The sequence below is a fragment of the Symbiobacterium turbinis genome, assembly GCF_055383075.1.
Window position 1 is genome coordinate 3279604 of record NZ_AP042433.1, and the last position, 21148, is coordinate 3300751.

Here is a 21148-nt window from a genome sequence, read left to right on the forward strand (position 1 = left end):
ACGGTTTACTCCGTCATAGTGCTGTGCGCGGAGGGGAAAGACATGCGCTTGTCGCACCTGCTGAATCCACTGCAGTGGAACTTCGGGATTCGCACAGTGGCCACCCTGCTCACCTGGGCGCTGCTGCCCGTGGCCCTTACCGCCTTCGCCGCGTTCCGTCGCCTGCGCACCGCGGCCGCGACGGTGGGGCTGGGGGCGGAGCAACTCCAGATGCTGGAGTCTGAACTCCTGGAAGCTATCCTGTGGGTGGAGATTCCCATTCTGATCGTGGTTGTGGGCGCTTCCATCCTGTTCGCCTGGGTGGTCGTCCAGCCCCTGGCCCGCCTGAAGGAGGCAATGCACCGCGTCGCCCAGGGCGACCTGTCTGCCACCTCGGTGGTGGTCACCAGCCGGGATGAGGTCGGACAGGCCACCCGCTCCTACAACACGATGGCGACGCAGCTGGCTGCGATGGTGCGCACCATCGCCCAGACGGCTTCAGACCTCGACGAGGCGGCCGCCGGGCTGGATCGCAGCGCCCGCGAGGCCGACGAGGTGACGGAGGCTTCCACCCGGGAGATCGAGACGGTGCGCACGATGGCCGCCCAGCAGGCGGAGTACGCTGCGGACGGCGCGCGGGCCATCCGTGAGGTGGAGGAGGCGGCCTCCCAGGTCGCCGCCGCCGCGCAGTCGCAGGCGGAAGAGGTGGAGCGGGCCGCGGCCACCGTCCGGCAGATGGCCGAGGCGATCGAGCAGGTGGCGGACAGCGCCGGGGTGGTGGCCGAGGCGGCCACCCGTACCCGTGAGGCGGCCGAGCAGGGCGGCGAGGCGGTGCGGCTCTCGGCCGAGGGGATGAACCAGGTGCGCGACCGCGTGCTGGACGCGTCCAACCAGGTGCGCCAGCTGAGCGAGTCGCTGCAGCAGGTGGACGAGATTCTGCAGCTCATTACCGAGATTGCCGGCCAGACGGACCTGCTGGCCCTCAACGCCGCGATCGAGGCGGCGCGGGTGGGCGAGCACGGCAAGGGCTTCGCCGTGGTGGCCGGTGAGGTGCGCCGCCTGGCCGAGCGTGTGCGCACGGCTGCGGGCGAGATCGCCGGGCGGATTGAGGGGCTCCGGGCCAGCGCCGCGGTCGTCGTGCAGACCATGGAGGCCGGCACCGAGGACGTGGAGCGGGGCGTACAGCTCTCCGCGGAGGCCGGCGCCTCGCTGGAGCGGATTCTGAAGGCCGTGGCCGACACCCAGGCGGAGGCGCAGGCGATCTCCGCCGCCTCCGAAGAGATGGCCGCGGCCAGCCAGGATGTGGTGAACGCCACGGTGCAGCTTTCCGCCATCGCGCAGGAGAACGCGGCGACGGCGGAGGAGATGCTGGCCAGCGCCAAGGCCGTCACGAACCTCATCAGCCAGGTGGAGCAGCAGTCCCAGGCCGGCCAGCATGCCATGGAGGCGATGAGCGCGTCCGCGACGCAGGTCCAGGCGACCATGCACCAGCTGGTGGAGCTGGCCGGGAAGGCGGCCGAAATGGCCAACACCCTGCGTCAGCAGGCGAGCCAGTTCCGCTTCTAGTTCGCGGTGGCCTGCCGCCCCCGGCCCACCGGCAGTTCGGCCAGCAGCATGCCGATGACGATGAGCGCCGCGCCCAGGTAGCCGCGGGGCGACAGGATTTCGCCCGCGAGCAGGAAGGCGAAGATGGCGCCCCAGACCGGTTCGGCCGCAAAGATCAGGGCCGTGTGGGTGGGCGTGGTGTACGGCTGGAGCAGGTTCTGCAGAAGGTAAGCGGCAGCCGTGGCGAGGAGCCCGCAGATGATGACCGCCGCGAAGACGTGGGCCGGTCCTTCCCACCAGAGTACGCCGTCTACCCCCGGGCCGACGGTGCCGCGCTCGACCAGGTGCAGCAAGGTGGAGAGGCCGCCCGCGGTGCCGAGCTGGATGACGGCCAGGGCATAGCGGTCGTGCGCGGGGCCGAACCGGCTGACGCCGGCCACGTGCAGGCCGAAGCCGAAGGCCCCCATCAGGACCAGGAGGTCGCCGCGCGTGGGCGCCAGGCTGTCGCCCAGCGACAGGAGGGCGAGCCCCGCCAGGGCGGTGAAGACCCCCAGCCAGGCCCCCAGCGAGGGCGCGCTGCGCAGCCACACGACCGACAGGACGGGCACGATCACCACCGACAGCCCGGTGATGAAGGCCGCCTTCGCGCTGGTGGTGTAGGCCAGGCCGAAGGTCTGAAGCGCGTAGCCGGCGAAGAGAAAGATCCCCAGGAGCACGCCGGCGCGCCAGGTGGCCGCGGGCAGGCCCCGCAGCCGCCGGCGGAACAGGGCGGCCAGGAGGACCGTCGCCATGAGGAAGCGAGCCGCGAGGAACCAGTACGTGGGCACGCCGCCAGCCGAGAGGCTGGTGGCGTTCTTTACAAGGGGAAACGTGGCGCCCCAGATCGCCGTGATCGCCAGCAAGACCAGATCTGCCTGCCAGGTGCGGATCTGCAACCCGGTACTGCCTCCTTATAGTATGATAATATTTTTTATCCTAGCAAATTGCGCGGTCTGCGTCCATTGGGCCGACGGGCCGCCGGGAGCGCTCCCGGCGGCCCGTCAACACATTTTCCCTGAAGGTGGCCTGCCGTCGCCCGTCGAAACTTCAGCCCGTGGCAAGTCACACAGTCTAGTTAGTAAGGGTGTGCAATAATAGACATGGCAACGACAGACGGCGTCTTACCGGGTTTGCCCCGCGTCGGGCTGCGGCCGGTGGAGCAGGCCGATCTCGAGCTGCTTTCCCGGTGGGATGAGGACCCGGTGATCCACGCGCTGATGGGCAGGCGGTTCGTGGACCTGAGCCCTCTTGAGTGGCTGCGGAACGTGCGGCGAAGCCGCTCCTGCCGGGTGTGGATGATTGAGTGGGAAGGCCGGCCGGTGGGCGAGGTGGAGCTGGCTCAGGTGAACCGCCGCACGCGCACGGCGGAGATCAGGGTGTGTGTGGGCGAGCGGCCGCTCTGGGGCCGGGGCATTGGCACCGCGGCCATGACCGCTTCGCTGGATCACGCCTTCGGCCCCATGGGGCTGGAGAGTGTCTACCTGCGGGTATTCACCACCAACCAGCGGGCGATCGCCCTCTACGAGCGGCTCGGTTTTCGCCGCGAGGGGCTGCTGGAGCCGAGCCGCCGCCGCGCCGACCCGGCGCCCGTGCTCCTGATGAACCTCTCGCGCGGGCGCTGGCTGGCCAGGCAGCGCGCGGGAAGGGTCGTCTGTTGACAACGACTCGCCGGAGCCCTATCATGATGCCATACGCATCCATCACAAAGGCGTTGAGGCGGAGGAGTAGCCTGCAGACCGCCTGGCAGAGAGGGAGCCCCGCGGGTGGAAGGGTTCCCAGGCAAGGCGCAGGTGAAGTCGCCGCGGATGCCGCATTCCCGACCCGGGCCGGTGCGCAGCGCCGCCTGCTCAAGGAATGCCGGGTAGGCCCGTTACAGCGAACGAGTGCCCCGCCAAGGGGAAATAAGGTGGTACCGCGAGCCCCGGCTCGTCCTTATGGACGGGCCGGGGTTTGATCTCGTCTTAGGGGGGACTCCGACATGGCAGCAGAACAGAAGCAGGGCGGGACGGAGCTCGCGCCGCGCTACGACGCGAAGTTGGTGGAGGACGAGTACTACCAGTACTGGATGGACGGCGGCTTCTACCGCGCCCCTGTCGTGGAGGGCCGGCAGCCGTATACCATCGTCATCCCGCCGCCCAACGTGACCGGCACGCTGCACCTGGGTCACGCGCTGAACAACACCATGATCGACATCCTCATCCGCTGGAAGCGGATGCAGGGTTATCCCACGCTCTACCTGCCCGGCACCGACCACGCCGGCCTGGCGACGCAGATCCGCGTGGAGGAGGACCTGCGCAAGTCCGGTGGTCCGACGCGGCATGAGCTGGGCCGCGAGGCCTTTGTGGCGAAGGTCTGGGACTGGAAGGAGCGCTACCACGCGACCATCTCCGGTCAGCTGCGCAAGCTGGGCGTGTCGGTGGACTGGAGCCGCGAGGCCTTCACCATGGATGAGCGGCTCTCCCGGGCGGTGCGCGCCTTCTTCGTGCAGCTCTACCAGAAGGGGCTCATCTACCAGGGCACGCGCATTACCCACTGGTGCCCGCAGGACCAGACCGCGCTCTCCGACATCGAGGTGGAGTACGAGGAGCGTCAGGGCCACATGTGGCACTTCCGCTACCCGCTGGCCGACGGCTCCGGCGGCATCGTGATCGCGACCACCCGGCCCGAGACGATGCTGGGCGACACGGCGGTGGCAGTCAATCCCGACGACGAGCGCTACAAGCACCTGGTGGGCAAGATGTTGCGCCACCCCGCGACGGGCCGCGAGATCCCGATCATCGCGGACAGCTACGTGGACCCGGAGTTCGGCACCGGGTGCGTGAAGATCACGCCGTTCCACGACCCCAACGACTTCGAGATCGGCATGCGCCACGGCCTCGAGATGCCGCAGGTCATCGGCCCCAGGGGCGAGATGACCGAGGCAGCGGGCAAGTACGCCGGCCTCGACCGTTACGAGTGCCGGAAGCGCATCGTGGCCGACGCCGAGGCCGAGGGCTGGCTGGTGAAGGTGGAGGAGCACCAGCACGCCGTGGGCTGCTGCGCCCGCTGCGGCACGGTCATCGAGCCGCTCATCTCCCGGCAGTGGTACGTGAAGATGAAGCCGCTGGCCGAACCGGCGATCAAGGCCGTGGAATCGGGCCAGATCAAGATCGTGCCCGAGCGCTTCACCAAGGTCTACCTGCACTGGATGGAAAACATCCAGGACTGGTGCATCTCCCGGCAGATCTGGTGGGGCCACCGCATCCCGGTCTGGTACTGCGACGACTGCGGCCACCTCACGGTGACCGAGACCGACCCGACCCAGTGCGAGAAGTGCGGCTCGGCGAACATCCGCCAGGACGAGGACGCGCTGGACACCTGGTTCTCCTCGGCCCTGTGGCCCTTCTCCACGCTGGGCTGGCCCGACCAGACCAGGGACCTGGACTACTTCTTCCCCACCGACGTGCTGGTCACGGGGTATGACATCCTCTTCTTCTGGGTCGCCCGCATGATCTTCAGCAGCCTGGAGCTCACGGGCAAGATTCCCTTCCACACCGTGGTGCTGCACGGGCTGATCCGCGACGCGCAGGGGCGGAAGATGTCCAAGTCGCTGGGCAACGGCGTGGACCCCATCGACGTCATCGACCAGTACGGCACCGACGCCCTGCGGTTCATGCTGGTTACCGGATCCAGCCCGGGCAACGACATCCGCTTCCACACCGAGCGGGTGGAGCACGCCCGGAACTTCGCCAACAAGCTCTGGAACGCCAGCCGGTTCGTGCTGATGAACCTGGCCGACTGGGAGCCGGCCGAGGGCGGGGCCGACTTGCAGTACGACCTGGCCGACCGGTGGATCCGGCACCGCTTCAACGAAGCGGCCCGGGGTGTGGAGGCGCTGCTCTCCGAGTATCAGTACGGCGAGGCGGCGCGCACGATTCACGACTTCATCTGGAGCGAGTTCTGCGACTGGTATATCGAACTGGTGAAGCCCCGCCTTTACAATGAGGCGGACCCCACCCGGGCCGCGGCGCAGGAGACCCTGGCCCTGGTGCTGGAGGCCACCCTGCGGCTGCTGCACCCGTTCATGCCCTTCGTCACCGAGGCGATCTGGCAGCGGCTGCCGGCGCAGTCCGGGCAGGTCGACATCGCCGCCGAGATCGCTGCGCAGGCCGGCAAGGCGGAGCTGGGCCCGTCCATTTCGGTGACGCCGTACCCGACCCCGCTGGGCGCCTGGGACGACGCCGACGCGGATCAGCGCATGCGGCTCATCATCGACGCGATCCGCGCCCTGCGCTCCATCCGGGCGGAGTTCCGCCTCGGCGAGCACGCGAAGATCGACGCCATCCTGATGGCCACCTCCGACGAGGCGCTGACCATTCTGGAGGAGGGCCGCGGCTTCATCGAAAACCTGGGCAGGACGGCCTCGCTCACGATTCAGCCGGTGGCGGAGACCAAGCCCCGGAACGCCGCCACGGCAGTGGTGGCGGGCGCAGAGGTCTACGTGCCCGTGAAGGGCCTGATCGACGTGCCCAAGGAGATCGAGCGCATCGGCAAGGAGCTGAAGGCGACCGACGCCGAGCTGGCCAAACTGGAGAAGAAGCTGAGCAACCAGGGCTTCCTGACCAAGGCCAAGCCCGAGATCGTCGAAAAGACCCGTGAAGAGGCCGCCGCTCTGGCGGAGAAGAAGCAGGCCCTGGAGGCCCGCCTGGCCATGCTCCGCGAGATGGAGGGATGAGGGCGATGACCTACGCCGAAGCGCTGGGCTACCTGGAGGGGCTCCAGCGCTTCGGCATGAAGCCCGGCCTCGGCCGGACGGCCGCGCTGCTGGACCAGCTGGGGCGGCCCGACCGCAGGGTCGGGCGGGTGGTGCACATCACCGGGACCAGCGGCAAGGGTTCGGTCGCGGCCATGGTGGAGGCGGGGCTCAGGGCAGCCGGGCGGCGGGTGGGCCTGTTCACCTCGCCTCCTCTGGAGCGGTTCACCGAGCGCATGCAGGTGAACCGGGCCGAGATCGGCGAGGACGACGTCGCCCGCCTCACCGCCCGGCTGGCCGAGGCGGTGGAGACCCTCACGGCGGCGGGGCAGGAGCAGCCCACCCAGTTCGAGGTCATCACGGCCATGGCCCTCGCGTGGTTTGCCGAGCAGTCTGTGGACGACCTGGTGCTGGAAGCGGGGATGGGCGGCCGCTTCGACGCGACCACCGTCGTGGAGGCTCCGGCGGTCACCGCCATCACCAACGTCGGGCTCGACCACACCCGCTGGCTGGGCGAGACCTGCGAGGCGATCGCGCAGGACAAGGCCGGCATCATCCGGCCCGGGGTGCCCTGCGTCACCGGCGCCGACCACCCCGGAGCCCTGGCCGTCATCGAGCGTGCGGCCCGGGAGCAGGGAGCCCGCCTGGTGCGGGTGACCCAGGCGGACTACCGGGTGCAGGAGGCGGTCGTTACCGGGCGGCATGCGGGCACGGCCGGGCAGGATGCGGGCCCCGTCGGGCAGGTGGTACACCTGCGCGGGGAGCGGGGCTGGTACCGGGGAGTGCGGCTCAGCCTCCTGGGCCGGCACCAGGCGGCCAACGGGGCCGTCGCGCTGCGCATCCTGGAGCTGCTGGGTGTGGAGGAGGCCGCGATCCGGGCGGGGTTCGCCGGGGTGACGTGGCCCGGCCGGCTGGAACCGGTTCAGTCGGGCGACGGGCCCCTCGTGCTCCTGGATGCGGCCCACAACCCCGCCAAGTGCCGCGCCCTGGCCGAGGCCGTTCGTGAGCTGTTTCCCGGGCGGCGGGTCCACGTGCTGCTCGGGGTGCTGGCGGACAAGGATGTGGCGGAGACCGTCGCGCCGCTCCTGCCGCTGGCGGAGCGTGTCTGGGCGACGACGCCCGAGAGTCCCCGGGCCCTTCCGGCTTCTCAGCTGGCTGAGGTCTGCCGGCGGCAGGGGCATCCCGCAGAGGCCGTCGCCGATCTGACCGAGGCGCTGCAGGCGGCGCTCGCGGCTGCCGCATCCGGCGATCTGGTGGTGGTCACGGGGTCCTTCTACACGGTGGGACCTGCCCGGCGCGTTCTTGTCCCGCGCCGGGTTATACAAGCCTTCCCCCCCGCATAGGCATGGTGGGGAAACGACCCGCACAGGCGAGCGGTCAGGGGCCGACACCATGGGCCGCCCCGAACCGTAAGCTCCACCGGCGGGCGAACCACCCAAGCGGGAGGGGACACCATGCATCGGTTTGGTCGATCCGTGCAGAAGAAAGCGAACGACCGGTGGGGCGGCGTGTTTATCCTGGCCGTCGTGCTGGCCGTGGTGGGTGCCTGGCAGCTCGGCGGCGTCCTGGGCAATCTCCTGGGCGAGGAGAAACCCGCCGCGATGGAACCGGTACCGGGAATGGAAGACGTGACCGGCCTGTCGGGCCCGTCGGGTTCGCCGTCCCAGGTGACCATCGTCCCGAGGCCCTTCCAGGTCCATTTCGTCCAGGTCGGCGCTTTCCGGTCTGAGGGGGCCGCCCGCAATCTGGTCAGCGAGCTGGCCGGGCAGCAGGTGGTCGCGGCGATGACCCCGCGGAGCGAGATGGGGCTGGTGAAGGTGTACATCGGCCCCTTCATGTCAGGCGAGGAGGCGGGTGAGGTCCTCGACGTCATGCGGGAGACCGGGGTGGCGCCGAATGCCTTCACGGTGGCCATGGATGTGGACTACGCCCCCGAGGCGGTCATGGCGATGACCGGGTCGGTCAATCCGGATTTGCAGACGGGTCTCGACGCCCTCAACAACTACCTCTACGAAGCGGGGGCCTGGTTTGCCAGGCGGGCGGCGGGCGAGCCGGCGGACGGCGGCCTGCTGGTGAGCCTGGGGCAGGAGATGCGGGCGGCGGCGGCCAGGCTCGCTGCGGCCGATGAGAGCCCGGCGATCGCCCGGTTCCTGGGGCTGGCCGACATGGCGACGGTGAACGCCGCCGACATCGAGGTGGCAGCCAGCGCCGCCCCCGGCAGCGAGGAGTTCCAGCGTGCGATGAACGGCTACGTCAGCCTGCTGGAGCAGTACCACAACTTCTACGCGGCCGAGGCGGCCGAGGAGTAACGCGGACACGGGGCCATCACCATGGGATGGCCCCGTTCCATATATTGCCAATCCAACTGCCCCTGTGCTATGCTGGTCGCGGGTCTGCCTCCCGCGCAGGAATCTTGCTGGGAAACCACGAAACTTAGCCTATTCGAAGTGCGTCATATCAAGGGCCTCGGCGACCGGTAAGGGGGCAGTTTCGTGAAGCGCGGTTGGTTGGTGTTCATGTGGGCGCTCATCGGCGCCGTGGTGGGGCAGCTCATCGGCGGTGCGCTGTCTCACTACATTCCCTTCCTGGACTATCACATCCCGCTGGGAATGGCGCCGGCGACGCTCGACCTGAACTTTCTAGTCGTCACCTTCGGGGTTTCGTTCAAGCTAACGATAGGCGGCGCGATCGGGCTGGTGCTCGCGCTCTGGCTGGCCCTGCGCTGATGCGAGGTGACGGCGATGCAGATCATTCTGGCCTCTTCTTCACCCCGAAGGCAGGAACTGCTGCGGCAGATCGGAATCCCCTTCGTCATCGAGGTGCCGGAGGTGGACGAGCACGCGGTGGAGGCCGCTTCCCCGGCGGAGCTGGTGGAGCGGCTGGCTCTGCGCAAGGCGCGCGCCGTCGCCGAACGGCATCCCTCGGCCATCGTGCTGGGGGCCGACACCGTGGTCGTCGTGGACGGCGAGGTGCTGGGCAAGCCGGCCGACCGGGCCGAAGCCGCGGCGATGCTCGGCCGGCTGTCGGGCCGCCCCCACCAGGTGCTCACGGGCGTGGCCGTGGTCCGGGGCAGCGAGGCGCTGGTGGCGCACGAGGAGACCGTCGTCCGGTTCGCAACCCTCACGCGGGAGCAGATCCAATGGTACGTGGAGACCGGTGAACCGATGGACAAGGCGGGGGCGTACGGCATACAGGGCCGGGCCGCCGCGCTGATCGCATCGATCTCCGGCGACTACTACAACGTGGTCGGCCTTCCCCTCCATCGCACTGTTCAGATGCTCGCGCAGTTCGGCTACCCGATCTTCACGGGAGGCGCCCGCTGAAGGGAGAGCACCTCTGGTGACGGCATCTCTGAAGAGGCTGCCTGCGGCAGACCGGCCGCGTGAGCGGCTGCTCCGGTTGGGTCCCGAGAAGCTGTCGGATGTGGAGTTGCTGGCGATTCTGCTAGGAACGGGTGCCAAAGGCCGCTCGGTCATTGAAGTTGCCCGTGATTTGCTGCATCATTGTGAGGCGAAAGATCCCGGCGGTGGGCTGCGGGCCCTGCTGCACCTGCAGGACGTGGAGCGCAAGGACCTGGTGAAGGGGCTGGGCCCGGCAAAGGTGTGCACCATCCTGGCCGGCCTGCATCTCGGCCTCCGCGCCGGCGCGGCGCCGCTGAGGAGAGTGGACCTCTCCAACCCGCGCGCCGTGTTCGAGTATCTCGCGCCCCGCCTGGCCCACCTCAGCCGCGAGCAGTTTCACGTCATTCTCCTGAACGCCAAGAATCAGGTGATTGATGTCGAATGTGTGTCTGAAGGGACATTGACCGCCTCGCTGGTGCACCCCCGCGAGGTGTTCAAGACGGCCATACGCAGGAGCGCGCACTCGGTCATTCTGGCGCACAACCACCCCAGCGGCGATCCCACCCCCAGCCGGGAGGACCGGGAGATCACCCGCCGGCTCGTGCAGGCGGGCCGGGTGATCGGCATCGAGGTTCTGGATCACCTGGTGGTCGGGCAGGGCCGGTACACGAGTTTCCGCGAGCGGGGCCTCCTGACCGGGTGAGAAGCCACGCTCCTGTCTGCCGCTCAGAGAAGAAAGGGGAACAGTGCGGTGTCCTTCTGGCAGTTTTTCGCACGCGACGTTGGGATTGATCTCGGTACCGCGAACACCCTGGTATACGTTAAAGGCCGCGGCATTCTGATCGACGAACCGTCCGTGGTCGCGGTGGACCGCGACCGCAAGACCCCGCTGGCTGTGGGCTCTGAGGCCAAGCAGATGCTGGGCCGCACCCCCGGAAACATCGTCGCCATCCGGCCGATGAAAGATGGTGTGATCGCGGACTTCGACACCACCCAGACCATGCTGAAGTACTTCATCGGCAAGGCGGCCAGCCGCCGGGCCCCTTTCCGTCCCCGCATCATCATCTCCATCCCCTCCGGGGTCACCGGCGTGGAGCGGCGTGCCGTGCAGGACGCCGCGCTCCAGGCGGGCGCGCGCGAGGCGCACGTGATCGAGGAGCCGATGGCTGCGGCCATCGGGGCCGGTCTGCCGGTGGAGGAGCCCACCGGCTCGATGGTCGTGGACATCGGGGGCGGCACGACGGAGGTGGCGATCATCTCGCTGGGCGGCCTGGTGACCGCCAAGTCGATCCGCGTGGCCGGCGACGAGCTGGACGAGGCGATCGTGCAGTACATCAAGCGGAATTACAACATGCTGATCGGCGAGCGCACCGGCGAGGAGGTCAAGCAGACCATCGGTTCCGCCTATCCCACCGGCGAGGAGGAGTCGATGGAGATCCGCGGGCGCGACCTGGTGACCGGGCTGCCGAGAACGCTGCGGGTCACGTCCGATGAGATCCGGAAGGCCCTGAGCGAGCCGGTGGCCGCGATCCTCGAGGCGATCAAGATCACCCTGGAGAACACCCCGCCCGAGCTGGCGGCCGACATCATGGACCGCGGCATCGTCATGACCGGCGGCGGCGCCCTGCTGAAGGGGCTCGATCTGCTCATCTCCAAGGAGACCGGCATGCCCGTTCACGTGGCCGACGAGCCGCTGCTCTGCGTCGTGAAGGGATGCGGCAAGTGCCTCGATAATCTCGATATTTTAAAGCGGGTGGCGCGCAACTCGTAGCTCAGCGCCGGCCGTCCGGAGGGCGTGAAGCTGTCACCCATGCGATATAATAAGCACCTACGGTTCCTTGGGGTCGCCCTGGGCGTGCTGGTCGTCATCTTCATCACCATGGCCCTGACGGCGCGGGAGCGCACCGCGGTCACCCCCATCGAGAAGGGGATCGCCACGCTGCTCTACCCGTTTCAGGTAGCCACGGACTGGGTAGGTGACCAGACGCGGGGCGTCGTCGATTCCATACGTGAGCTGACCCGGCTGCGCGAAGAGAACGCCGCCCTGCGGCAGCAGGTGGCGGACATGGCGCAGGACCGGGCCCTCATTGTGCAACTCCAGCATGAGAACCAGCGGCTGCGCAGCGAGCTCGGACTGAAGGAGCGGACGGACTACCCCATGCTCACGGCCGAGGTCATCAGCCGGTCGGCCGAGAACTGGTACCAGACCGTCATCATCAGCCGGGGCAGCCGCGACGGCGTGCGGCAGGGCATGGCCGTCGTCAACTGGCAGGGGCTCGTGGGCAAGGTCGCCTACACCACGCCGTACAGCTCCACGGTCCAGCTGGTCAGCGACGCCGGCTTCAGCCAGGCCGGTTTCGGGGCCGGGGCGAAGCTGCCCAACGGCGAGCAGGGCGTGCTGGAGACGGTGGAGGGCGGCTATCTGCGCATGCGGTTCTGGTCCACCGATCCCTCGGTTGCGGTGGGCCTTCCCGTTTATACCTCCGGGCAGGGCATCCTGCCCGCGGACCTGCTGGTGGGCTGGATCGACGAGGTGGACACCAGTTCCTCGTTCACGAAGTACGCGATCGTGCGCCCTGCCGTGGATGTGCACAAGCTGGAAGTGGTGCAGGTGGTGCTGACCCCGACCGATGACGACAGGGGGTCGAACGCGCCATGAGATACTGGGCCCTGACGGCCATCGTGCTTGCGGCCTACCTCATCCAGAGCGTGCTGGGCCCGTTCCTGGCCATTGCCGGGGTCGTGCCCAACGTCGTGCTCGTGGTCGCGATCAGCTGCGGGCTGCTCTTCGGGTGGCAGGTGGGCCTGGGGGTGGGCTTCGGCGGCGGGCTGCTCATCGACCTCACCATCGGCCAGCTCATCGGCAGCCACGCCCTGGCCGGGAGCCTGGTGGGGTTCGTCGCCGGCCTGGTGGAGGAGCGGGTCTTCAAGGACAACCTCCTCCTTCCGCTGGTCGGCGGCGTGGTCGGATCGCTCCTCGGCCAGACGGTGATCATGATCTGCCTCACCATGTTCGGGCGCCGCATTTCGCTCGCCGAGTTCGGCAGCACCCTGCTGCCCTCGATGGTGTACGACACCGTGCTCTGCATCCTGGTCTACTGGCGCATCTTCCGGATGTACGGCTTCCTGAAGCCTGACCCGCGGGGGTTTATCGTGATCAGGCGCCGCTGAGCGCCGGTTTCGTGGCAGCAATGTCGGAGGCAGCCGCCTCCGACATTATTTGTAAGTCTGAGGAGGAGATTCGCCGCCCGAGGCGAACTAGACGAAGAGGATAAAACTACCGCCAGGGTCGTGAAGAGAGCATGCGACAGGACATCATCATTCGCGGTACGACCAGAACGGGACTCGTTGTGCTGCTCCCCGACGAGGGCGAGTTCGCTGCGGTCCTGCAGCGGCTGGAAGACCGGCTCGCCGGCAGCGGCCGGTTCTTCGCCGGCGGCAGGGTCAGAGTTCACGTGGGAAACCGCCAGTTGACAGCAGAGGACAGTGAAGCGCTCGAGCAGACCCTGCAGCGGGCAGGGATGGTGCTCCTCAGCGTGAAGGAAGGGGGAGACCCCGTAGCCGAAATGCAGGCACCGGAAGCCGGGGCCCCGCCGGCGCCGGAGCCGTCCCCCGGGAACGCACTGGTGATCACCAAGACCCTCCGCTCGGGCCAGGAGGTTCGCCATGACGGTGACGTGATCGTCCTGGGTGACGTCAATCCGGGTGCGATGGTGGTGGCGACCGGCCACATCGTAGTCATGGGCGCGCTGCGGGGCGTGGCGCACGCCGGGTGCGCCGGCAACAGGACGGCCATCGTGGCGGCGACCAAGCTCCGACCCACGCAGCTCCGGATCGCAGAGGTGATTGGGCGGGCGCCCGACGGTGACGCTCCACAGTCCTACCCTGAGGTGGCGCGCATCCGGGGTGACCTCATCGTGGTTGAGGCGTCCGCGGAGAAACGCCAGGCGAGTGCGCTGGAAGCGGTCGGCGCGAAGGAGGATCGTTGATGGGACAGGTCATCGTGGTGACTTCGGGCAAAGGCGGCGTGGGAAAGACGACGACGACGGCCAATCTGGGCACGGCTCTGGCCCAGCTGGGCAATAGGGTCGTGCTGGTGGATGCCGACATCGGTCTGCGCAACCTCGACGTCGTAATGGGCTTGGAGAACCGGATTGTCTACGACCTCGTCGACGTGGTCGAGGGCAACGCCCGGTTGAAGCAGGCGCTCATCAAGGACAAGCGCAGCGAGAATCTCTACCTGCTCGCTGCGGCCCAGACCCGTGAGAAGAAGGACGTCTCGGCCGAGCAGATGAAGAACCTGACGGACCAGCTCGCCCGGGAGTTCGACTTCGTGCTGCTGGACTGCCCCGCGGGCATTGAGGACGGCTTCAAGAACGCCATCGCCGGCGCCCAAAAGGCGATCATCGTGGCAAACCCCGAAGTCTCCTCGGTGCGTGATGCCGACCGCGTTATCGGGCTGTGGGATGCCCAGGAGGGGGAGAGGAGCCCGGCCATGCTGATCGTCAACCGGGTGCGCCCGCGCATGGTCGCGCGCGGCGACATGCTGGAGATTGACGACATGCTGGAGATGCTCGCCGTAGACCTGTTGGGGGTTGTGCCGGAGGACGATCACATCATCGTCTCCACCAACCGGGGGGAACCCGCGGTCTACTCCCGCGACAGCAAGGCGGGCAAGGCATTCCACAACATCGCCCGGCGGCTGATGGGTGAGGCGGTGCCCATCCTGGATCTGGAGGCGGACGAGTCCTTCTGGGCCAGGTTCAAGCGCATTGTGGGGTTCGGCCGGAGCTAGAAGGGGGGGCGTGGCATGCTGGATCTCATTTCCCGGGTCTTCGGACGCGATCACTCGAGTGCGGATATCGCCAGGGAGCGACTGCGCCTGGTGCTCGTCCACGACCGGACGAACGTGTCGCCGCAGTTCCTCGAGGCGCTGAAAGAGGAGTTGATCGAGGTCATCTCCCGCTACATGGAGATCGAGGAAGAAGGTATGGATGTCACCCTTCAGACGGCCGAGAACCAGGTAGCCCTCGTGGCCAACATTCCCGTACGCCGCATGAAGCGGGCAGCCGTGGGGCGGTAAACGCGAAGAGAAGAAAACCACCGGAGCTTCCGGTGGTTTTTCGCTTAGTCGAAGACCTCCTCAACCTCGCAGAGGAACTCCGTGTCGCCGACCGCGATGCGGTAGATGCGCACGCCGGGGCGGGCGGGCGGCGTCCCGGGCGTCGCCTGAACCGGACCCGGGGCTGCCGGTGGCGCGGCGCCGACGGCGGCCGACGCCGCCGGGGAGGCAGGCTCGCCGGTCGGCCGGAAAGCGGCGGGCGAGCGCCGCTCCAGGTAGCGGCGGATCTGTCCCAGGCGCCGGCGCTCCTGCCAGGCGATCGCATGCCCCTCCGCGACGTCGACTTGCTGGAAGGAGATCCGGTCGCCCTCCTTCAACTGCGCCGCGCGCCACAGGTCGGTGAAGACCGCAGTGGCGATCTTGGGGTAGCCCCCGAGGGTCTGCCGGTTGCTGAGCAGCAGGATGAGCTGGCCGCTGGGCACAGCCTGCAGCGCGCCGGGCGGGATCGGCTCCGAGAGCATCTCGGCCGGCCCGTCCGGCCTTAGCTGCGGCCCGATCAGCCTGATGCCCTGCCGGTCCGCCAGGGGGCCCACCTGGAAGCCCTCCGCGAAGAGGCGGGCGAGGCTCTCCGCAGAGAACTGGTCCGCCTGCGGCCCCGGGACCGTCCGGATGACGGCCTCCCCCTCGAAGGCGGGGATCGCATCGGGGGGCAGGGCGCGCCCGGCCAGGTCGGCCGGCGGGTGGAGCGGCAGCCCGATGGGCAGCCAGTCGCCGGCCTGCAGGGGCCGTCCCAGCGGTCCGATGTGGCCGAACAGGTCCTCCGAGAGGCTGCCCAGGACCGGCGGCAGGTCGATGCCCCCTGCCACGCAGAGGTAGGCGCGGCAGCCGGCGGTGACGGTGCGAAATCGCAGCCGGTCTCCCGGACCCGCCAGGACCGACGTCCACCCGGGCACGGGCCGGGGCGATCCGCCAGCGGCGGGGATCAGCTCCGCGGGGATGGGCGCGCCGGTCAGGGCGAACGCCGTCGGGCCGGTGAACTCCACCTCGGGCCCGATGAGGGTGATCTCCAGGGCTGCGGTGCGGGCGCGGTTGCCCAGCAGCCAGTTGCCGATCATGAGGGACTGCTGGTCGGCGGCCCCGGCCACCGACACGCCGTAGGCGGCGTACCCCCGGCGGCCCAGATCCTGCAGGGTGGTCAGCCAGCCCGGCCGGAGGATGCGCAGCCCGGTGCGACCGGGCGCGAAGGCCGGCAGAGCGGGGCTTTCCCTGTGCTGCTCCCGCTCGAGGTCCGCGTACGCGCCAGGGTCCACGGGGACGAAGCGGACCTGGTCGCCCGGCGTGAGGAGCGCCGGCGGATCCCGCCGGGGGTCGAACAGCCTGACGGGGGTGCGCCCGATCAGCCGCCAGCCGCCGGGCCCGCCGCCGGGGTAGATGCCGGTGAGACGCCCGCCGAGGCCGACCGAACCGGCCGGCACGTGGACCCGGGGTTCGTCGAGCCGCGGGGTGCTGAGGAGCGGGTCGAGCCCGCCCAGGTAAGGGAAGCCGGGGCTGAAGCCCAGGCAGTAGACCCGGTAGGCGCCCGCGGCGTGCCGCGCCGCCACCTCCTCGGGGGCGAGTCCCGTATGGGCTGCCACGGCGTCCAGGTCGGGGCCGTGGTCGCCGCCGTAGATGACCGGGATCTCCACCACGCGGCCCTGCTCCTCCGCCGCGGACGCCCGGGCGGCGGCGTCCCGCACCAGCGACACCAGGTGCTCCAGGCGGATGCGGACCGGGTCGTATTCCACCATGAGCGCGTGAAACCCCGGCGTCACGTCCACGATGGCCGGGTGGGCGCCGCGCAGGGCGCCCGCGAGCCCGTGAACCCGCCGGCTGGTCTCCTCATCCAGCGTATCGCCCAGGTAGCACAGCAGGGCGCGGTCACCGCAGGGAACGAGTCGGAGGCCGCCCAATGCCATCACCTTCATCTAGTCATATTAGCAGGTCCCAGTACTCTTCGAGGCCGCCATGCCCGGACCCTGCACACGCGCGCAGGAGGCGCGCGTTTTTCCTTACGATGATGTCCGCCGGTCCGCGGAGGCATACGGGCGCGAAACACCCCCTCCCCTTTCCGCGGGGAGGGGGTGGCCGTCTCACTTCATGGGACCGATGCGGCCCAGCGGCCAGATGCGGTAGACCGCCCGGGCGAAGATGCGCTCCCGCTCCAGCAGCCCCCACTCGTGGCTGTCGTTGGACATGTTCCGGTTGTCGCCGAGCACGAAATACTGGCCCTCGGGGATCGTGACGGGGCCGTAGCGGTAGCGGGGAGGCTCGGCGATGTACGGCTCGTCGAGCGGCTCGCCGTCGATGAAGACCTTGCCGTCCCGCACCTCCACCGTCTCACCGGGCAGGCCGATCACCCGCTTGATGTAGGGGAACTGCGCCTGCACGGGCGGGGGTGGGTCAAAGACGACGATGTCGCCGCGGCGGATGGAGCCAAAGCGGAGCCCCAGTTTATCGGTCCAGAACCGGTCGCCCACCAGAATCGTAGGCTCCATCGAGCCCGTGGGGACCTCCCGCACCTGCCCGACGAAGGTGATGATCAACAGCCACAGCAGTACGCCGTAAAGGATGTCCTTCAACAGGGTGAGCAAGGGACGCCATTTTTCAGCCATCGGGGTGCCTCCTGATCGAATGCGTCCCTGATCAGTTCCACCCGGGCTAGGGGGCTTCCTGCTGCCGCCCTGTATCCAGCGTGCGCACGAGGTCGTGCGCCACCTTCACCAGGTCGCGCACCAGGGGGGTGGCGGGGTGGTTGAACACCTCTGACGGGGTGCCGATCTGAAGCAGCTTGCCCTCCGCCAGCACGGCCACCCGGTCGGCCAGGGGCGGAATCTCGGTGAAGTCGTGGGTGACGAAGAGGGCCGCCGTACCCGAGGCCGTGAGGATCCGACGCAGGTCTGCGAGCAGGTGCGACCGGGCCAGCACGTCCAGCGAGGCCATGGGCTCATCCAGGTAGAGCAGGCGCGGGGAGGAGGCCAGGGCCCTGGCGATGGAGACCCGCTGCGCCTCGCCCCCGGAGAGCTGGCGGGCCGAGCGGTTGGCCAGGTGGCTGATGCGCAGCTGTTCCAGCATCTCCATGGCCACCTCGCGCCGCCGGTCCGCCGGCACCCCCCTGAGCCGCAGCCCGAGGGCGACGTTCTGTAGCACGGTGCCGGTGAGAAGGAGAGACTCCTGGAAGACCACGGCCATCTTCCGCCGCAGCGCCAGCGCCTCCTGCGGCAGGCTGACCTGCCGCCCCTCCCAGAGGTAACTGCCGAAGGAGGCGGGGTACAGGAGGGCGAGCGCGTGCAGCAGGCTGGACTTTCCGGAGCCGTTGGGCCCGATGACCGCCAGCACCTCGCCGGGCTGAATGGCGAGGTGGGGGATGTCCACCACCAGCCGGCCGCCCCGCTCCACCTTCACGTCGGTGACTTCCAGCAACGCCGTCACTGTGGCCGCCCCCTTTGCTGAAGCCTGGTGAGCGCGTAGGTGACGAGCCAGATCAGGAACATCAGGATGATCGAGAGCGCGATGGCGATGTCGAAGTTGCCCTTGCTGACCTCCATGACCGTGGCGGTGGTCAGCACGCGCGTCCGGCCCAGGATGTTGCCGCCCACCATCGTCGAGGCGCCGACCTCGGAGATGACGCCGCCGAAGCCGCCGATGATCGCCGCCAGCAGCGAGAGGCGGGCCTCGCGGATGAGGAGCCAGTAGAGCTGCCAGCGGGAAGCCCCCAGGGCGAGGATCTGGTCCTGCAGCTTGGGGTTGAGCTGGCCGATGCCGGCCAGCGCAAACCCCGTGACCAGGGGCAGCGCGATGATGAACTGCGCGAAGATCATCGCGGTGGGGGTGTACATGAGCTTCAGGTAGCCGAAGGGACCGGAGCGCCACAGCAGGAGCGACACGACCAGCCCGGCGACGACGGGAGGCGTGCCCATGCCGGCGTTGATGAGGCTGATCATGAACTCGCGCCCGCGAAAGCGGGCGAGCGCCAGCAGGCAGCCCAGAGGGATCCCCACCAAGATGCTGAGCAGGGTCGCCGTACCGGCGACCCTGATCGTCAGCAGCGTAACCCGTACGAGTTCCGCATCGCCGGACGCGAGCATCTTCAGAGCGGCCACGATGCCCTGTCCGATCATTTCCAAGCTACATACCTACCTTCCGCCAGAGGTTTATCCGCCGAGAAGCTCCTCCTCCGTCTTGCCGCCGTCGGGGAAGAAGAGCGGCTCGCCGTACTTGTCCACGCCGAAGGTGCGGATGATCTCCTGGACTTCATCCTCCAGCATGAAGTCCACGAAGGCCGCAGCGCCCTCGCCATTGACCATGGGCCACTTCTCGGGGTTGACCTGCATCACGTGGTAGATGTTCAGGAGCGGCGTGTCGCCCTCCAGCACGACCTCCAGGTCGATGTTCTTCTTGTGGGCCAGGTACGTCCCCCGGTCGCTCAGGGTGTAGCCCAGCTTCTCGTTGGCCACGTTGATGGTGGCGCCCATGCCCTGGCCGGTCTCCTGGTACCACTGGCCGCCGGGCTCGACGCCGGCCGCGGCCCACAGGGAGCGCTCCTTCTTGTGGGTGCCCGAGTCGTCGCCGCGGGAGATGAAGATGGCCTCGGCCTCGGCGATCTTCTTCAGCCCCTCGGCCGCCGTGGCCGTCCCCTTCACACCGGCGGGATCGTCGGGCGGGCCGATGATGACGTAGTCATTGTGCATGACGAGCTGGCGGTTGATGACCGCACCGCTCTCCACCAGGGGCTTCTCCGACTCCGGCGCGTGCACCAGCAGCACGTCCGCCTCGCCGTTTTCACCCAGCTTCAGCGCCTGGCCGGTACCCACGGAGATGGTCTTCACGATGTACCCGGTCCTCTCCTCGAACATCGGAACCAGCACATCCAGCAGGCCGGTGTCCACCGTGGACGTCGTGGTGGCCAGGATCACTTCCGGATTCTCGGGGGCAGCCGGCTCTTCAGGCTCTGCCGGGGCTTCGGGCTCGGCCGGAGCTTCGGGCTGGCTCGAAGGCTGCCCGGTCTGCTGCTCTTGCTGCGGCTGGCCCGGCTGCGGGTCGGTGCTCGCCTGTTGCCCGGAGCAGCCGACGATGAGGGCCATGATGGCTGCGAGGACCACGAACCGGTGCAAGCGTTTCACGTTGAACGATCCCCCTTCTGTGCGTATGTGCCTACCGAAACATAACAGGCGCGAAAACAGCGTACTTGTACCGTCGCCGTTATGTCCAGTTAGAGCATATCGCACAGGAGGGGCGGTTGGCAACCCGGTTTCCAGGGAGAATTACGGGGTACGAAATAACGGCTCTCCGTACGATTCTGCGCCGAACGCGCGGATGACGGCCTGCCCTGCGGGACCGGTGGCCCAGGCCACGAAGCGCTGGGCGGCTGCGCCGTTGACGGCAGGGAAGAGCTCCGGGTTGACCGGGATCAGGTTGAACTGGTTGACCAGCGCGGGGTCTCCCCGGTACAGCCCCGCGTACCCCTCGGGACAGGCCATGATCAGGGTCGCGGAGTCCACCAGGGTGTAAGCCCCGATGGCCGCCGCGTGGCGCATGGTCGCGATGCTGCCCTGGCCGCCGAGGGGCCACGGCTCGTACCAGGGGGCCCCGGGCTCGATGCCCGCCGTCTCCCACAGCCGGAGTTCCCGCTGGTGCGTTCCGGACCGGTCGTTCCGGCTGATGAAGGCGTGGCCCCCCTGCGCGATGCGACGCATGGCCTCAGCGGCAGATCCGGCGGTGCGGATGCCGGCCGGGTCCGCGGCGGGCCCGCAGATCACGAAGTCGTTCTGCGCCAGGGGATGGCGCCCGGTGCCGTATCCCTCAGCGAGGAACTTCGCTTCCAGTTTGGGCGCGTGCACCAGCGCGAGGTCCACACGCCCGGCCCGGGCCAGGTCGAGGGCCTGGCCGCTGCCCGCGGCGATGTAGCGGACCCACTGGCCGGTCCCGGTGCGATACGCGCTCACCAGCGCATCCACCAGCCCGACCTCGACGGGGCCGATGGTGGAGGCCATCAGCAGCGGGCGGTCCGCGGGTGCAGCGGCACCCTCCGGCCCCATGATGGCCGCGGCCTCCCGCGTCAGGAGGCGGTGGCGCCGCAGGAGATCCTGTGCCGTCTGCGTCAGCCTGGCTCCTCCGCCCGCGGCGCCTCCGACCTTGCGGATGAGCAGCGGGGTCCCGATCTCCTCCTCGGCACGCCGCACCAGGCCCCAGGCGTAGCGGTACGAGACGCCCAGGGCCTCCGTGGCCTTGCGCAGCGACCCGTGCTGCGCCACGGCGCTGAGGATGGAGCAGAGCCTCTCGAACTGGTCGTCCCTTGCCAGCAGCGGGCGATAATCGGCGGGCATGCGCTTCACCCCGTTTCAACGGTACTTGCGTATTGTCGACACTGTTTCCGTAGCAGAACTACGCTCCCAGATAAAATCGCCGCTGACC

General features: G+C 68.7%; 21 protein-coding genes. 14 read left to right on the top strand and 7 right to left on the bottom strand.

The window, feature by feature from the left end; all coding sequences use genetic code 11:
* Positions 1 to 42: 42 nt before the first annotated feature.
* Positions 43 to 1545: a methyl-accepting chemotaxis protein gene (locus tag ACZ45O_RS15810; protein ID WP_464854298.1), complete on the top strand. Its 1503-nt coding sequence runs from the start codon at positions 43 to 45 to the stop codon at positions 1543 to 1545.
* Here the strand turns inward: ACZ45O_RS15810 and ACZ45O_RS15815 are convergent.
* Positions 1542 to 2459, bottom strand: a complete 918-nt coding sequence (locus tag ACZ45O_RS15815; RefSeq protein ID WP_464854299.1) for a DMT family transporter — start codon at positions 2457 to 2459, stop codon at positions 1542 to 1544. The genes ACZ45O_RS15810 and ACZ45O_RS15815 overlap by 4 nt on opposite strands.
* A gap of 204 nt (positions 2460 to 2663) precedes the next feature.
* Here ACZ45O_RS15815 and ACZ45O_RS15820 point away from each other — a divergent pair, with 204 nt between their 5' ends.
* The 13 genes from ACZ45O_RS15820 to minE all read left to right on the top strand — a co-directional run bounded on the left by ACZ45O_RS15820 (position 2664) and on the right by minE (position 14719).
* Positions 2664 to 3221 carry a GNAT family N-acetyltransferase gene (locus tag ACZ45O_RS15820; protein ID WP_464854301.1) on the top strand — a complete coding sequence of 186 codons (558 nt, stop codon included), beginning with the start codon at positions 2664 to 2666 and terminating at the stop codon, positions 3219 to 3221.
* Between the two features lie 320 nt (positions 3222 to 3541).
* Entirely contained in the window at positions 3542 to 6277 is a 2736-nt protein-coding gene (locus ACZ45O_RS15825) for a valine--tRNA ligase (protein WP_464854302.1), read from the top strand.
* Positions 6278 to 6282: 5 nt separating this feature from the next.
* A complete protein-coding gene (locus ACZ45O_RS15830; RefSeq protein ID WP_464854303.1) occupies positions 6283 to 7638 on the top strand; it encodes a bifunctional folylpolyglutamate synthase/dihydrofolate synthase in 1356 nt (451 codons plus the stop codon).
* Between the two features lie 111 nt (positions 7639 to 7749).
* Positions 7750 to 8604: an SPOR domain-containing protein gene (locus tag ACZ45O_RS15835; protein ID WP_464854304.1), complete on the top strand. Its 855-nt coding sequence runs from the start codon at positions 7750 to 7752 to the stop codon at positions 8602 to 8604.
* Between the two features lie 183 nt (positions 8605 to 8787).
* Positions 8788 to 9021, top strand: coding sequence for a DUF4321 domain-containing protein (locus ACZ45O_RS15840; protein ID WP_464854305.1), 234 nt, complete (start codon positions 8788 to 8790; stop codon positions 9019 to 9021).
* 15 nt (positions 9022 to 9036) lie between these two features.
* Entirely contained in the window at positions 9037 to 9618 is a 582-nt protein-coding gene (locus ACZ45O_RS15845) for a Maf family protein (protein ID WP_464854306.1), read from the top strand.
* Between the two features lie 16 nt (positions 9619 to 9634).
* Entirely contained in the window at positions 9635 to 10339 is a 705-nt protein-coding gene (radC, locus tag ACZ45O_RS15850) for a RadC family protein (RefSeq protein WP_464854307.1), read from the top strand.
* Between the two features lie 48 nt (positions 10340 to 10387).
* Complete coding sequence (locus tag ACZ45O_RS15855) at positions 10388 to 11407, top strand: rod shape-determining protein (RefSeq protein ID WP_464854309.1); 1020 nt, start codon at positions 10388 to 10390, stop codon at positions 11405 to 11407.
* A gap of 39 nt (positions 11408 to 11446) precedes the next feature.
* The gene (gene mreC / locus ACZ45O_RS15860; protein ID WP_464854311.1) at positions 11447 to 12295 is read left to right on the top strand and encodes a rod shape-determining protein MreC; all 849 of its coding nucleotides are present in this window, start codon (positions 11447 to 11449) and stop codon (positions 12293 to 12295) included.
* Positions 12292 to 12807, top strand: a complete 516-nt coding sequence (gene mreD / locus ACZ45O_RS15865) for a rod shape-determining protein MreD (RefSeq protein ID WP_464854313.1) — start codon at positions 12292 to 12294, stop codon at positions 12805 to 12807. The genes mreC and mreD overlap by 4 nt, the downstream gene beginning before the upstream one ends.
* 131 nt (positions 12808 to 12938) lie before the next feature.
* Positions 12939 to 13625 carry a septum site-determining protein MinC gene (gene minC / locus ACZ45O_RS15870; RefSeq protein ID WP_464854314.1) on the top strand — a complete coding sequence of 229 codons (687 nt, stop codon included), beginning with the start codon at positions 12939 to 12941 and terminating at the stop codon, positions 13623 to 13625.
* A complete protein-coding gene (minD, locus tag ACZ45O_RS15875; RefSeq protein ID WP_464854315.1) occupies positions 13625 to 14431 on the top strand; it encodes a septum site-determining protein MinD in 807 nt (268 codons plus the stop codon). Before minC ends, minD begins: the two co-directional genes overlap by 1 nt.
* A gap of 15 nt (positions 14432 to 14446) precedes the next feature.
* Complete coding sequence (minE, locus tag ACZ45O_RS15880; protein WP_464854317.1) at positions 14447 to 14719, top strand: cell division topological specificity factor MinE; 273 nt, start codon at positions 14447 to 14449, stop codon at positions 14717 to 14719.
* A 44-nt stretch (positions 14720 to 14763) separates the two neighbouring features.
* Here minE and pxpB read toward each other — a convergent pair whose 3' ends face one another.
* The 6 genes from pxpB to ACZ45O_RS15910 form a co-directional block, all read right to left on the bottom strand.
* Positions 14764 to 16653 carry a 5-oxoprolinase subunit PxpB gene (gene pxpB, locus ACZ45O_RS15885; protein ID WP_464854319.1) on the bottom strand — a complete coding sequence of 630 codons (1890 nt, stop codon included), beginning with the start codon at positions 16651 to 16653 and terminating at the stop codon, positions 14764 to 14766.
* A 174-nt stretch (positions 16654 to 16827) separates the two neighbouring features.
* Positions 16828 to 17349 carry a signal peptidase I gene (gene lepB / locus ACZ45O_RS15890; RefSeq protein ID WP_464854321.1) on the bottom strand — a complete coding sequence of 174 codons (522 nt, stop codon included), beginning with the start codon at positions 17347 to 17349 and terminating at the stop codon, positions 16828 to 16830.
* Positions 17350 to 17395: 46 nt separating this feature from the next.
* Positions 17396 to 18166 (bottom strand): ABC transporter ATP-binding protein, encoded by a 771-nt coding sequence (locus ACZ45O_RS15895; RefSeq protein ID WP_464854323.1) that lies wholly within the window; start codon positions 18164 to 18166, stop codon positions 17396 to 17398.
* A complete protein-coding gene (locus ACZ45O_RS15900; RefSeq protein ID WP_464854325.1) occupies positions 18163 to 18861 on the bottom strand; it encodes an ABC transporter permease in 699 nt (232 codons plus the stop codon). The genes ACZ45O_RS15895 and ACZ45O_RS15900 overlap by 4 nt, the downstream gene beginning before the upstream one ends.
* A 27-nt stretch (positions 18862 to 18888) precedes the next feature.
* Positions 18889 to 19818 (bottom strand): ABC transporter substrate-binding protein, encoded by a 930-nt coding sequence (locus ACZ45O_RS15905; RefSeq protein WP_464857809.1) that lies wholly within the window; start codon positions 19816 to 19818, stop codon positions 18889 to 18891.
* A gap of 180 nt (positions 19819 to 19998) precedes the next feature.
* The gene (locus ACZ45O_RS15910) at positions 19999 to 21060 is read right to left on the bottom strand and encodes a substrate-binding domain-containing protein (protein WP_464857811.1); all 1062 of its coding nucleotides are present in this window, start codon (positions 21058 to 21060) and stop codon (positions 19999 to 20001) included.
* Positions 21061 to 21148 lie beyond the last annotated feature (88 nt).